The organism is Mycolicibacterium baixiangningiae (assembly GCF_016313185.1).
GTDB lineage: Bacteria > Actinomycetota > Actinomycetes > Mycobacteriales > Mycobacteriaceae > Mycobacterium > Mycobacterium baixiangningiae.
In genome coordinates, this window is record NZ_CP066218.1 from 4516685 (window position 1) to 4530489 (window position 13805).

Sequence of the window (13805 nt, forward strand, 5' to 3'; positions counted from 1 at the left end):
CCCGACGGACCGCCACCGGCGGTAGGCTCGATTCCGTGCCGCTGCCACCTGATTCCAGCCCCAAACTCGCCGACTACGCCCACCCGGAACGGCTGGTCACCTCCGACTGGCTGGCCAGCAATCTGGGCCGCCCGGGCCTTTCCATCGTGGAGTCCGACGAAGACGTCCTGCTCTACGACACCGGCCACATCCCGGGTGCGGTGAAGATCGACTGGCACGTCGACCTCAACGACCCATGCGTGCGCGACTACATCGACGGTGAGCAGTTCGCCGCACTGATGGATCGCAAGGGCATCGGCCGCGACGACACCGTGGTGATCTACGGCGACAAGAGCAACTGGTGGGCGGCCTACGCGCTGTGGGTGTTCACGTTGTTCGGCCATCCCGACGTCCGCCTGCTCGACGGTGGCCGAGACCTGTGGATCTCCGATGGCCGCGACACCACCCTCGACGTGCCGTCCAAACAGACCAGCGGCTACCCCGTCGTCGAGCGCGACGACGCCCCGATCCGTGCCTTCCGCGAGGACGTGCTGGGGATCCTCGGCAAGCAGCCGCTCATCGACGTCCGCTCGCCCGCCGAGTACACCGGTGAGCGGACCCATATGCCCGACTACCCGGACGAGGGCGCACTGCGCGGCGGGCACATCCCTACCGCCAGGTCGATCCCGTGGAGCAAGGCCGCCCGGGACAACGGCCAGTTCCGCTCCCGCGCTGAACTGGAGGAGCTCTACGGTTTCCTCTCCGAGGGCGATGCGGACCCGAAGACGGTCGTCTACTGCCGCATCGGGGAACGCTCCAGCCACACCTGGTTCGTCCTGACCCACCTGCTCGGCCTGCCCGGGGTGCGCAACTACGACGGTTCGTGGACCGAGTGGGGCAATGCGGTGCGGGTGCCCGTCGCCGTCGGCCCCGATCCGGGTGAGGTCCCCGCGTCGTCATGACGATGCCGACCCCACTCGCCGAGGTCGTGTCCGAGTTCCAGGAAGTCCAGGGGCAGGACAAGCTCCGGCTGCTGCTGGAGTTCGCCGACGACCTGCCCGCGCTGCCTTCTGAGCTCGAAGTGGCGGCGATGGAACCGGTGCCCGAATGCCAGTCGCCGCTGTTCCTCCACGTCGACGCGGAAGACCCTGAGCACGTCCGGCTGTACTTCAGCGCGCCGGCCGAAGCCCCCACCACACGGGGTTTCGCGGCGATCCTGGCGACCGGACTGGACGAACAGCCGGCCGGGGCCATCCTCGCCGTGCCCGACGACTTCTACACCGAACTGGGACTCGCCGCGCTGATCAGCCCGCTGCGCTTACGCGGGATGTCGGCGATGCTGACGCGCATCAAGCGACGCCTGCGCGACGCCTGACTCGAAGCGGGATGTCGGCGAACTTACCCACGAGTAACCGATACCGGCTACCGACGGCCACAGGCGGGCCGCTTAAACTCCCCGATAAGTTTCTCAAGACGTTCTTAAGTAAGTGCCCCGAAGGCATATCAGCAGGAGGCGAAGTGGCCAGTCACGCCAGCTCAAGGATCTCCAAGGTGCTTGTCGCCAACCGAGGAGAGATTGCGGTCCGTGTCATCCGGGCGGCCAAGGATGCCGGGCTGCAGAGCGTGGCCGTCTACGCCGAACCGGACGCCGACGCACCGCACGTGCGGCTCGCGGACGAAGCGTTCGCGCTGGGCGGCCAGACCTCGGCCGAGTCGTACCTGGTGTTCGAGAAGCTGCTCGACGCCGCCGAGAAGTCGGGCGCCAACGCGATCCACCCGGGGTACGGCTTCCTCTCGGAGAACGCCGACTTCGCCCAGGCCGTGCTCGACGCCGGACTGATCTGGATCGGGCCCAGCCCGCAGTCCATCCGCGATCTCGGCGACAAGGTCACCGCCCGCCACATCGCCGCCCGCGCGCAGGCACCGCTGGTGCCCGGCACGCCGGATCCGGTCAAGAACGCCGACGAGGTCGTCGCGTTCGCCGAGGAGTACGGCGTACCGGTCGCGATCAAGGCCGCCTTCGGCGGCGGCGGCCGCGGTATGAAGGTGGCGCGTTCGATCGCCGAGATCCCCGAGCTGTTCGAGTCGGCGACCCGTGAGGCCGTCGCGGCGTTCGGCCGCGGTGAGTGCTTCGTCGAGCGCTACCTCGACAAGCCGCGCCACGTCGAAGCCCAGGTCATCGCCGACACCCACGGCAACGTCGTGGTCGCGGGCACCCGCGACTGCTCGCTGCAGCGCCGGTTCCAGAAACTGGTGGAAGAGGCGCCCGCACCGTTCCTGACCGACGCGCAGCGCAAGGAGATCCACGAGTCCGCCAAGCGGATCTGCAAGGAGGCCGGCTACTACGGCGCGGGCACCGTCGAGTACCTGGTCGGCCAGGACGGCCTGATCTCGTTCCTCGAGGTGAACACCCGCCTGCAGGTGGAGCACCCGGTGACCGAGGAGACCTCGGGCATCGACCTGGTGCGCCAGCAGTTCCGGATCGCCAACGGCGAACCGCTCGACATCACCGAGGACCCCACGCCCCGCGGGCATTCGATCGAGTTCCGCATCAACGGCGAGGACGCCGGACGTGGCTTCCTGCCGGCCCCCGGTCCGGTGACCAAGTTCGAGCCGCCGACGGGCCCGGGCGTGCGCCTGGATTCCGGCGTGGAGAGCGGATCGGTGATCGGCGGCCAGTTCGATTCGATGCTGGCCAAGCTGATCGTCACCGGTGCCACCCGTGAGGAGGCGCTGGAGCGGTCACGGCGCGCCCTGGCGGAGTTCAACGTCGAAGGGCTGGCCACGGTCATCCCCTTCCACCGCGCGGTGGTGAGCGATCCGGCGTTCATCGGTGACGAGAACGGCTTCACGGTGCACACGCGGTGGATCGAGACCGAGTGGGACAACTCCGTCGAACCGTTCACCGGTGGCGATCCGATCGACGAGGAAGACACGATCCCGCGCCAGACCGTCGTGGTGGAGGTCGGCGGCCGTCGTCTCGAGGTGTCACTGCCGGGCGATCTGGTGCTCGGCGGAAACGGCGGCGGTGCGTCCGCCCCGGGTGTCGTCCGTAAGAAGCCCAAGCCCCGCAAGCGCGGCGCCCAGGGCGGCGCGGCGACCTCCGGTGACGCGGTGACCGCGCCGATGCAGGGCACCGTCGTCAAGGTGGCCGTCGAAGAGGGTCAGCAGGTGTCCGCCGGCGATCTGGTCGTCGTGCTGGAGGCCATGAAGATGGAGAACCCGGTGACCGCCCACAAGGACGGCACGATCACCGGACTCGCGGTCGAGGCGGGCGCTGCCGTCACGCAGGGCACCGTGCTGGCCGAGATCAAGAGCGACGGCGAGTAGTCCCCCACGCAGCACCTGACCCCGGCGCAGCCCGATCGACGCGAGTCGAACGAGCTGCGCCGGGGTTTTTGGCATGTCGCTGCGGCGCCCCGTGGGCCGGTTCGCGGGCGCGGTGCGGCCCACGGCGTCCACGCCCCAGTCGGGATCTGAGCGCCCCGACGACCGTGTAGTTTTGCTGCGATTCCCGCTTCCCCGGCTCTGGAGTCGGTCCCCGCGAGCGCTCTTCGCAGCGTTTCTGACTCCGCCGAGCGCAATGTGCTCGTTACCCAAGCAAAGGTAAGACGGACTACAAATCGAGGTTTCGATCATGATTCTCCATGTCGTTGCCACACCGCACGGACTTTGCGACGGCGCCCGTTCCATACCTTGTCGACCCGACGTCCCCGCACAGTCCAGGCAACGTGCCGAGCAAACATGAGAGCACGTCTACAGGCTGTGTATGATCAACAGTGACGGATGTTGGCGAATAATGACAGGTCCATTCATGGGGCTGTGGATCCCCCGCCGACGTCGGCGACGGCGCCACTCTGAGTTTTGCCGGAGCGGGTCGCCGACGACGTGGAAATGTTTCCTCAGCGAATAACAACGGGCTCTCGAAAAATTTGCTTTACCGTCAGCGGGAGCCATTAAGTAAATGCCGGATCTTCCCAATTGCCTCTAAGGTTCCCCTCAGGTACAGTTTGCTACGTGCCCGACGGGGCCAGGCAGGAAATGGTCATTGACGGCGGCGACCCGGCGTCAGGTACCAAATGGCGAGGCGTGTAGAGGGACAGTCGCCTCAACATTCGAGGGGGAGCGGTCCCGCTTCTCCGGTGAGAGCCGGAGAAGCGGGACGTCGCTACGACGGCGCCACAGCGGCGCGCAGGGTTCCGGGCGGCAGGGTTCCGGGCGGCAGGGTCCCGGGCGGCAGGGTTCCGGGCGGCACGGAGGCCGCCAGCACGGAGGCGATGTCGTCGAGGCGCACCGGGTCCGACACCACCGACGCCCACGGACACAGCTCCTGCGTCCGGTCCAGGAATGTGATCGCCTGCTCGAGGTGGCGCGGTTCGTAGTTGTGCACACCGCGGATCGTCCACCATTTGCGCACCACACTCTCCGGGTCGAGCGATAGCGCAGGACCGGGCATCACCGAGCCGGCAAGAACCAGGACACCCCCGACGTCCAGCCGCGTCAGCGCGGCCTCGACCGCGCCGGCCGCGCCGGTGAAGTCGATAGTGACGTCCACCGGTCCCCCGGCATCCGCAGCGGCGCCGAAGCGTTCGGCCGACCTCAGCCGTTCGGCGTCGAGGTCGGTGATCCGCACGTGCGCCCCGGCGTCCGCGCACGCGGCGGCCGCGGTGACCCCCAGCATGCCGGCGCCGCAGATCAGCACCCGGCGCCCGGCGAGCGGACCGGCCGCCTCCAGCGTCGCCATCACAGTCGCTGTCGCACATGCTGCGGGCGCGGCCACCCGGTCGTCGAGCCCCTCGGGTACCCGCAGGACCGTCACCCCGCGAGGCAGGGCGATGTATTCGGCATACGCACCAGAGAGCGGCCAGTCCCCCGCGAACGGTTCGTGCCCCACCTTGCGCACCACCGCGCATTTGGCGCTGCGCCCCGCGCGGCACCGTGGGCACCGCCCGCACGCGGAGATGACCGACCAGACCACCCGCTCCCCGACCGACAGGCCGCGGTGCGGATCGGGCACGGCGACCTCCCCGACGGCCTCGTGTCCGAGCACGCTGGGACACGGGCTGCGCCGGCGTCCGGCAACGGTGTGCAGGTCGCTGCCGCAGACGGTGGCCAGTCGCACCCGCACGATCAGGTCGCCGTCGTGCGGTAGGGCCACCTCACGGATCTCGACGCCGCTGCCGGTCCAGACCGCGGCCCTGCTCACACCAGACGCGACCGGATCCACCCCGACAACCTTTCGATGGCGTAGACGACGGCGAAGATCACCAGCACGATCGCGCCGGCCACGTCGAAGTTCACGGTGCGGATCGATTCGAACAGCAGATATCCGATCCCCCCGGCGCCGACGATGCCGAGGATCGTCGAGGTGCGGACGTTGACGTCGAACAGATACAGGCTCGACCCCACCAGCGCGGGCATCGACTGGGGCACGACCGCGGCGAACAGCGTCTTCCACCAACCGCCACCCACCGAGCGGACCGCCTCCATCGGACCGGGGTCGATCTCCTCGACCGCGTCGGCGACCAACTTGGCGAGAAAACCGATGGATCCGATCGCCAGCGCGCACGTACCCGCGACCGGGCCCAGCCCGAGTGCGGCGACGAACACCACCGCGAGGATCAACTCGGGGACGGCGCGCACCACCAGGATCCAGGCGCGCGTCAGCCGGTAGCACCAGCGGTGCGGTGTGACATTGCGTGCCGCGAGGATCCCCAGCGGCACCGACAGCACCACACCGATCGCGGTCGACACCACGCCGATGGCGACGGTCTGCAGGGCGGCGTCGAGCAGACCGGTGCCCACCGCGGAGAAGTTCGGCGGGACCATGCGCGCGAAGACGTCGATCGATGGGCCGACCCACGTGAGCAGCGACCACGGGCTGATCCGCAACTCGATCAGCGCGGCGATACTGGCCGCGATCACCGCCGCACCCAGCACGACCCGCCAGATGCGGTCCCGGCGCGGATCCGACGTCGACGCGTCGAGCAGCACCCGCCGCACACCGATCGACGCCAACTCCATCGCGGCGATGATGGCGAGGATCACCAGGACGATGCCCAGTGCCCGGGGGTAGACCAACCCACGCAGCGCATCCTGCAACGCGAAACCGATGCCGCCGGCCCCGACGAAGCCGAGGACGACCGACATCCGCAGGTTGATGTCGATGCGGTAGACGAAGGTGCCGATCCAGGCCGGAACCACCTGTGGCAGCACGGCATTGATCATCTCCCGGACGTAGCCGACGCCGGTGCTGCGGACCGCGTCACGCGGGCCCGGGTCACTCTGCTCGATCGCGTCGGCGAACAGCTTGCCCAGCATTCCGATCGAATGCAGCGCCAGCGCCAGGATGCCCGGCAGGACACCGATGCCCAGCGCCCGCACGAACAGCACCGCGAACAGCAGGTCGGGCATCGCGCGGCAGAACGTGATGACGGCCCGTGCGACGGCGTAGACCGCGGGGTGCGGAGTGGTGTTGCGGGCAGCCAGGAAAGCCAACGGCACCGAGGCGACTGCGGCGAGCACCGTGCCGAGCACCGCCATCAGCAGTGTCTCGACCGCCAGCCCGCCGATGCGGCCTGGATCGTCGAGGCGCGGCGGCAGCATGCGCTCCAGCAGGGCCGCGACCTCGTCGAGCCCGTCGATCAACGCAGCCGGTGCGAAGTCGATGTACCAGGCCGAGACGATCGTCGCGATCAGTGCGCAGACGGCCACCAGCTGCACAGGGCCGACCAGGGGTGGCCGGCCGGGGCGCGGAGTCCCGGCCCCGCTCGGAGACGCCGACAGCGAGGTGGTCACGTCGACCGGGCGGCCGGATCGGCGAGCGCCGGATCGACCCGGCGGTAGATGCTCAGCACGTCGTCCCGGTTCATGCCCACCGCGGGACGGTCGAGCACCTTGCGTCCGTTCCGCAGACCGACCAGCCGATGCGCCCATCCCAGCGCCAGATCGACCTGATGCAGGGTGCACACGACGGTGAGCTTCTCCTCGATGCAGACGCGGAACAGCATGTCCATGACGACGCCGGCGTTCTCCGGGTCCAGCGAGGCCACCGGTTCGTCGGCGAGCAGCAGGGCGGGCCGCTGCATGAGGGTTCGCGCGATCGCCACCCGCTGCTGCTGACCACCGGAGAGCGTGTCGGCCCGCCGGTCGGCGAGGTCGGCCAGCCCGACGCGGTCGAGGTGCCCGAGCGCCTCCTCACGCATCGCGCGGGGGTAGGTCAGTGCCCCGTAGCGGGGCAGCCGCAACCGGCCGAGGCCGCCGATGAGGACGTTCTCCAGGCAGCTGAGCCGCCCGACGAGGTTGAACTGCTGGAAGACGAACCCAACCCGCCGGCGCAGGCCCCGCAGCTCCGCCCGTGATGCCGTGTCGACGCGTGTCCCCCCGACGTTGACCTGACCGGAGGTGACCGGATGGAGGCCGTTGAGGCAACGCAGCAGTGTCGACTTGCCGGAGCCGGAGAGGCCGAGCAGAACCAGCATCTCGCTCCGGTGGACATCGAGCGAGACGTCGTCGAGCGCGAGTGTGTCGCCGAATCGCTTGGTGACGTTGCGGACGGCGACCACGACGTCATCGCCGGCAACCGGGTGGCCGGGGTCCACCCGTCAGGCCTTGCACTTCTCGGAACCGGTGACCTCACAGACCTTGCGCACACCGTTGTAGGCGGAATCGTCAACGGGGACAACACCCCACGCGCGCTCGTCGGTGATCAGGCAGCCGTCGCCCTCGCACAGGCCTTCGGCCGCCATCACCTTCCCGTTGGCCTTCTCGGTGAAGATCTTCTTCAGAGCGTCGATGGCGGCGCCGCCCAGCGAATCGTTGGCGGCGAACACCGATCCGGCGATCATCTCCGACTTCCACACCGTCTTCAGGTCACCGGGGGCGAGATCGCCCTTCTGCACCATGGTTTGGTCGACCATGCTGTCGAAGGCGAAGCCGGCGTCACAGTCGCCGTTCTTGATCGACAGCGCCGAGGCGTCGTGACCGCCCGCATAGATCGGCGTCATCGCCGCGGAGATGTCGGCCTCGGAGCCGGACTCGATCACCCCGGCCTCGATCAGCCCCGCGGTCGGGTACAGGAAGCCCGATGTTGATCCGGGATCGACGAAACACACCTTCTTGCCCGCGAAGTCGGCGAGCCGGTTGACGGCGGCGTTGTCGCCCCGCGCCAGGCCGTACGACTGGTAACCGGGTTCCGCGCCCTCCTCCTCGATGACGGCGCCGAGCGGCGTGATCTTGGCGCCGTTGATCCCGGCGACGACGTAGGCGAACGGTCCGAAGAACGCGAGGTCGACGTTGTCGGCGATCATCCCTTCGACCACGCCGGCGTAGTCGGATGCCTGCACGAATTCGATCGTCGAGCCGGTCTCCTTCTCCAGCAGCTTGATCAGCGGGTCGTAGCTGGCGCGCATGTCGGCGGAGTTCTCGGCCGGCACGGCGGCGAGGGTGATGGTGTCCGGGAAACCCTTGTCGTTGATCGCTGCGGAACCACCGTCCGAACTCGAACACCCGGACAGCGCCAGTGCCGTCACCGCGGATACCGCGGCGGCCAGGCGGGTCAATCGATTCATCATGGAGACAGTCCTTTTCGGCGGAGGTGGTGGATCAGGGGGCAAGAAGGAGTTCGGGCAGGGTGGCGACGGAGTCGAGCACGTGTACCGCCCCGGCGGCGCGCAGCGTCGGTTCGTCGTGTGCGCCGGTCAGCACACCGGCGACCATCAGGGCGCCCGCCCGCAGGCCGCACACGATGTCGCTCGTGGTGTCTCCCACGACGGCGACCTTGCGGACGTCGTCGACGCCCGCGTGCATGAGGGCGGTCAGCACCAGGTCCGGATAGGGCCGGCCGCGCACGTTCGGCCCGGGCGCGAGCACCACGTCGGCGATCTCACCCCATCCGAGCGCATCGAGCATGCGCTGCTGGGTGGCCGGACTGAAGCCCGTGGTGAGCGCCACCTTCACGCCGGTCTCGCGCAACCGTGAAATCGCCTCTACCGCACCAGGAACCGCGCTGACCCCGCCGTCGACGAACTGTTCGTAGGCCTTCTCGAAGGCGGTGTTGGCTTCGCGGGCGCGGTCCTCGGTGCCGAACAGGGCGCGGAAGACCTCGATCTTGGACTGGCCCATGGTGTCGAGCACGTACCGGCGGGCGTGCTCGCGTTCGGCGCCGTCCCGGGGCAGTCCGACGGCGGTCGCGGCCTCGTCGAACGCGCGGATCACCAGTCCGTCGTCGCGGACGGTGGTACCTGCCATGTCGAGTACCGCGAGTTCTGTGTGCATGCGGATCACCTTCGGATGTGTTCTGGACCAGTGGGTTCCGCCCAGCGGAACACCGCGTGAACAGCTGCCGTCGAAATGGTCTATACCAATTCGATTCACAGGCCGGCGAGGTCGGCGGTCTGTTCGGCGATCGCCGGGCCCAGCGTCATCCCGCGCCCGCCCGGACCGGTGACCACGTGGATACCGGGGGCCGGCGATCTGCGGCACACCAGCTCGTCCGGGTCGACACACTGGCTGTAGACCCCCGCCCACCGCCGCTCGACGGGCGGAAGCGCGCGGCCCAGCAGCTCCTCGACGAGTCCGGTGAGGTACGCGTACGGATCCTCGGACACGTCGAAGGTGAACGGTTCGGCGTACTCGTGGGTGTCGCCGATCGTGAGCCCGCCGTGCAGCCGCTGGACACACAGCAGCTGCATGCGATGCCGTTCGGCGACCATGTCCTGCGGTTGGGTCCTCGCGAGGTCCTCGGCCGCCGCGCCCGCGAAACCCGGGTAGTACCGCATGCTGTCACCGTCGGCGATCGCCGTGGTGAGGCGTTCGCCGAGCGGCGCCGTCTGCATCATCTGCAGCCGCACCCGGCGGACCGGGAGCTCACCTGCGAGCTCGCGAACCAGCCCACCGTGCGCCGCGCCGGCACAGACGATGACGAGGTCGCCGTCGTGCCGTCGCCCGTGGTCGTCACGCACGCCGAGACCCTCCACCGCACGCGCTTCGGTCGCCGGCAGGAAGGTGTAGCGGCCCGTCGCGGCCAGGTACCCGCGGATCGCCGGGAGCGCCTGCCGGGATTCCACCGCGGCGTCGCGCGAACAGTACAGCGCGGCAAGGAATTTCCCGCGTAGCGCCGGGTTGAGGGTGCGGACGCGGTCGGCATCGACGACGGTGAAACCGCGGGCGGCCGCGTCGGGGCGCCCGGCGGCCTCTTCGGCCACCGCCACCTCGGCCGGGGTGCGAAGCAGGGTCAGCGATCCGGTGGCGCGGAATCCGATGCCGGGTACGGCCCGGCCGAGTTCCTCCCACAGCTCCCTGGCGCGCAACGCGGCGTCGAGTTCCCCGCTCGTCCGCCCGGAGACCCAGACGAGCCCGAAGTTGCGCACGGTCGCACCGCGCGCTTCCCGTTCACGTTCCAGGTGGACGACCCGATGTCCGTGGCGTACCGCTTCCACGGCGTGCGCGGTGCCCAGAATTCCACCGCCGACGATGATGATGCGCATGGGCGCACCCTCCCGTCGTCCGGCGACCGGGCGCCGAAGCCGAGGTGGTCGACAGGCGAACGCCGAGTGAACCATTGGTATAGACCAATCGCTGTTACGCTGACTGCGTGTCGATCCGTGAGCAGACGATCACCGTTCTGGAGTCCCTGCGCGGAGTGTGGGACGAATTGGCCGTCGACGAACTCGACCACGCGCTGCAGTCGGCCGCGCGCGCTCTCGACGACGGAGCCGACGACGAACTCGTGCTGGCCGCCGCACTGCACGACATCGGGCACAGCCCTTTGCTCGCAGCCCATTCCGAGGCACACGACAGGGTCGCCCACGATTGGCTCACACCCCGCTTCGGCGTGCGCGTCGGATGGCTGGCCGGTGCTCATGTCGCCGCCAAGCGCTATCTCGCAGCGACCGATCCCGCCTACGCGGGCGCCCTGTCCGACGTCTCGATCGTGTCGCTGCGCCTGCAGGGCGGCGCAGCGGTCGACCAGGATCTGGCCGGCCATCCATGGTGGCCGGATGCATTGCGGCTGAGGAGATTCGACGATGCCGCCAAGGATCCGGCTGCGCGGGGCGCCGACATCGAGACCGTGGTCGCCGTGGCCGAACGCGTCGCGGCCGCACAGACGACACGGCGCGCGTGATGGCGGAGGTGATCCGCGCGCCGAAGTCTCACCGGGTCCGCACCGAACTCGACGATCTGCTCGGCGGGCTCGACATCGGCGATCCCGTTCCCGCCGAACGTGAACTGGCGGTTCGCTTCGGAGTTGCCAGGGAGACGGTGCGACAGGCGTTGCACGAACTGCTCGTCGAAGGCCGCATCGAACGCCGCGGTCGCGGCACCGTGGTGTCGACACCCAAACTCGTGCAGCCACTTTCGCTGAAGTCCTACACCGAGGGCGCCGAGCGGATGGGCCGCACCCCCGGCCGCATCCCGGTGTCCTGGGTGGACATCCGCGCGGACACCGAGACGGCCGCCGCGCTCGGAGTGCAGCGCGGCGCCAAGGTGATGGCACTCGAACGTGTGCTGCTCGCCGACGGCGACCGGATCGGCCTGGAGAGTACCTACCTGACCGTGCGGCGGTTCGGCTGGCTGCGCGAGTCGTTCGATCCGGCCACGTCGCTCTACACCGCGATCCGCGCGTCCGGCGTCGAATTCGGCGCCGCACTCGAACGGATCGAGACCGCGCTGCCGTCCCCGCGTGAGGCGGCTCTGCTCGGCACCACCACCGCCATGCCGGTGCTGCTGCTCAACCGGCGCACGGTCGACACCGACGACCACCCGATCGAGTTGGTGCGGGCGCTCTACCGCGGCGATCGGGTGGCCTTCGAGGCGCTGCTCGTCGACCGGTGAGGGTCAGGAGCGGATGAACTCCAGCAGATCGGCATTGATGGTGTCGGCCTGGGTGGTTGGCATACCGTGCGGGAAGCCGGGGTAGGTCTTGAGCGTGCCGTTCGACAACAGGTCAGCCGACAGCGGCCCGGAATCCGCGTACGGGACGATCTGGTCGTCGTCGCCGTGCATCACCAGCACCGGGATGCTGATCGCGCGCAGGTCCTCGGTGAAGTCGGTCTGCGAGAACGCGACGATCCCGTCGTAGTGCGCCTTGGCGCCGCCCATCATCCCCTGACGCCACCAGTTGGCGATGATCGCCTCCGAGGGTTCCGCACCGGGACGGTTGTAGCCGTAGAACGGTCCGGAGGGCAGTGCCCGGTAGAACTCCGAACGGTTGGCCGCCAACTGCGCCTGCAGATCGTCGAACACCTCCTTGGGCAGACCGCCGGGATTGTCCTCCGTTTTGACCATCAGCGGCGGTACGGCGCTGATCAGCGCGGCCTTGGCGGCCCGGCTCTCGCCGTGGCGCGCGAGGTAGTGCGCCACTTCCCCACCGCCCGTCGAGTGGCCGACGTGGACGGCGTCGCGGAGGTCCAGATGCTTGACGACGGCCGCGAGATCGTCGGCGTAGTGGTCCATGTCGTGGCCGTCGGCGGTCTGGGTGGAGCGGCCGTGCCCTCTGCGGTCGTGTGCGACGACGCGGTATCCCTGGGACAGGAAGAACAGCATCTGGGTGTCCCAGTCGTCCGCGGACAGCGGCCAGCCGTGGCTGAACACGATCGGCTGACCCGAACCCCAGTCCTTGAAGAATATGTCGACGCCGTCGTCGGTGGTGATGGTGGGCATTGCTTTCTCCTTGCTGAGGTGACGGCTGGGCCGTCGGTGTGCGCGCGGCCGTCAGCGGCAACGTCGCCGCTCCGGAACCTAGTCCCAATCTCGTTACAGTGCCCATGCAACCGGCAAGGGAGAGCAGACGTGGAACCGATCGAGATCAACGCGGGCGCGTGGTATCTGCGGGCGTTGCGCGCCGACGCCCTGATGGACGACCGTCCGGGGCTCGGCGACCTCGGCGAGACGGACCCGGACTACGTGACCCGAACCGCGGGCGAGTGGGCGGGCGACACCCGATACACGTGGGCGGTGTGCGAACCGACGACGGGAGAACTGCTCGCCGAGGTCGCGCTGCGGCCGGCCACCGGAGAGGTGTCGTCGCGGGCCCGCGCGGGGCACGACGCGGCAGCCGACGCCGCGGTCGCGGCCGTGCGCCGTTTCGCCGACGCACTCGACATCTGAGCGGTGCCGGACGTGTGATGCCGTGCGTCAGGCTTCGTCCACGTCCACCCCGGTCGCGAGGTCCCCACACTCCACGGCGACGACGTCGTCGCGCTGCCGGAGAAACCACCGCGCGCCTTCGTCACCGTCGAGGGACGCGAGCAGAGCCGGCCAGTGCCGTTTCGCCACTACCACCGGGTGGCCGGGCTGCCCCCGAAAGACCGCCCGGGCCACACCGCTGGGCGCGGTACGCGCTGCCCCCAGGACGCGGCGCACCACATCGGCCCCCACATCAGGGGTGTCCACGGTGTGCAACACGGCGGCGTCGGCATCCGGAATCGCCGCGATGCCCGCGCGCACCGATGCGCTCAGGCCGTCGCTCCAGTCCGAGGCGACCACAGCCCGCGCCGGCCGCGGCACGTCCACCAGCGCCGCGCCGAGCACCACCACCACGTCGACGCAACCGCCCCCGTGCAACGCCTCCACCGCGATCCGAAGCCAATCGCCCTCGTGAGAAAGAACTTTCGGCATGCCGTATCGCATCCCCGCCCCGGCCGCGAGTAGTACACCGGCCGGCGACCAGGTTTCCGACATACCCAACAGTGTCACCCGCCCGCATACCGGCCGGTGAGGCCTTGATGAGAAAATTGCGGCCCGCTGTCCAACCCGCGGCAGGCGGCGTAGTCTTCGAACAAGGTTGAGCTGACAGCCTGCTTGCAAACGTCATCGACGTAGGA

14 protein-coding genes are annotated in these 13805 nt (G+C 69.1%); 6 read left to right on the top strand and 8 right to left on the bottom strand.

The features are described from left to right. Positions 1-35: 35 nt before the first annotated feature. From I7X18_RS21325 to I7X18_RS21335, 3 genes are all read left to right on the top strand, one after another. A complete protein-coding gene (locus tag I7X18_RS21325; protein WP_193045978.1) occupies positions 36-941 on the top strand; it encodes a sulfurtransferase in 906 nt (301 codons plus the stop codon). Continuing rightward, on the top strand, positions 938-1354 hold the full coding sequence (locus tag I7X18_RS21330) for a SufE family protein (RefSeq protein WP_193045979.1): 417 nt from the start codon (positions 938-940) through the stop codon (positions 1352-1354). The genes I7X18_RS21325 and I7X18_RS21330 overlap by 4 nt, the downstream gene beginning before the upstream one ends. 143 nt (positions 1355-1497) lie before the next feature. Beyond that, positions 1498-3309: an acetyl-CoA carboxylase biotin carboxylase subunit gene (locus tag I7X18_RS21335; RefSeq protein WP_193045980.1), complete on the top strand. Its 1812-nt coding sequence runs from the start codon at positions 1498-1500 to the stop codon at positions 3307-3309. An 838-nt stretch (positions 3310-4147) separates the two neighbouring features. Here I7X18_RS21335 and I7X18_RS21340 read toward each other — a convergent pair. From I7X18_RS21340 to I7X18_RS21365, 6 genes are all read right to left on the bottom strand, one after another. Beyond that, entirely contained in the window at positions 4148-5206 is a 1059-nt protein-coding gene (locus tag I7X18_RS21340; protein WP_193045981.1) for a zinc-binding dehydrogenase, read from the bottom strand. Further along, on the bottom strand, positions 5182-6777 hold the full coding sequence (gene phnE, locus I7X18_RS21345; RefSeq protein ID WP_193045982.1) for a phosphonate ABC transporter, permease protein PhnE: 1596 nt from the start codon (positions 6775-6777) through the stop codon (positions 5182-5184). Before phnE ends, I7X18_RS21340 begins: the two co-directional genes overlap by 25 nt. After that, positions 6774-7580, bottom strand: coding sequence for a phosphonate ABC transporter ATP-binding protein (gene phnC, locus I7X18_RS21350; protein WP_193045983.1), 807 nt, complete (start codon positions 7578-7580; stop codon positions 6774-6776). Before phnC ends, phnE begins: the two co-directional genes overlap by 4 nt. Positions 7581-7583: 3 nt before the next feature. After that, the gene (locus tag I7X18_RS21355) at positions 7584-8552 is read right to left on the bottom strand and encodes a phosphate/phosphite/phosphonate ABC transporter substrate-binding protein (RefSeq protein ID WP_193045984.1); all 969 of its coding nucleotides are present in this window, start codon (positions 8550-8552) and stop codon (positions 7584-7586) included. Positions 8553-8583: 31 nt separating this feature from the next. Beyond that, positions 8584-9255: a phosphonatase-like hydrolase gene (locus tag I7X18_RS21360; RefSeq protein ID WP_193045985.1), complete on the bottom strand. Its 672-nt coding sequence runs from the start codon at positions 9253-9255 to the stop codon at positions 8584-8586. A 95-nt stretch (positions 9256-9350) separates the two neighbouring features. After that, the gene (locus I7X18_RS21365; RefSeq protein ID WP_193045986.1) at positions 9351-10466 is read right to left on the bottom strand and encodes a TIGR03364 family FAD-dependent oxidoreductase; all 1116 of its coding nucleotides are present in this window, start codon (positions 10464-10466) and stop codon (positions 9351-9353) included. A gap of 107 nt (positions 10467-10573) precedes the next feature. On the opposite strand from I7X18_RS21365, the gene I7X18_RS21370 reads away from it, so the two are divergent. Continuing rightward, entirely contained in the window at positions 10574-11104 is a 531-nt protein-coding gene (locus tag I7X18_RS21370; protein WP_193045987.1) for an HD domain-containing protein, read from the top strand. Further along, a complete protein-coding gene (locus tag I7X18_RS21375) occupies positions 11104-11814 on the top strand; it encodes a GntR family transcriptional regulator (protein WP_193045988.1) in 711 nt (236 codons plus the stop codon). Before I7X18_RS21370 ends, I7X18_RS21375 begins: the two co-directional genes overlap by 1 nt. Positions 11815-11817: 3 nt before the next feature. Here I7X18_RS21375 and I7X18_RS21380 read toward each other — a convergent pair whose 3' ends face one another. Next, complete coding sequence (locus tag I7X18_RS21380) at positions 11818-12642, bottom strand: alpha/beta fold hydrolase (protein WP_193045989.1); 825 nt, start codon at positions 12640-12642, stop codon at positions 11818-11820. 129 nt (positions 12643-12771) lie between these two features. On the opposite strand from I7X18_RS21380, the gene I7X18_RS21385 reads away from it, so the two are divergent. After that, the gene (locus tag I7X18_RS21385) at positions 12772-13089 is read left to right on the top strand and encodes a hypothetical protein (RefSeq protein ID WP_193045990.1); all 318 of its coding nucleotides are present in this window, start codon (positions 12772-12774) and stop codon (positions 13087-13089) included. 27 nt (positions 13090-13116) lie between these two features. Here the strand turns inward: I7X18_RS21385 and I7X18_RS21390 are convergent, their stop codons facing one another. After that, positions 13117-13662 (bottom strand): nucleotidyltransferase family protein, encoded by a 546-nt coding sequence (locus I7X18_RS21390; protein ID WP_193045991.1) that lies wholly within the window; start codon positions 13660-13662, stop codon positions 13117-13119. Between the last annotated feature and the right edge of the window lie 143 nt (positions 13663-13805).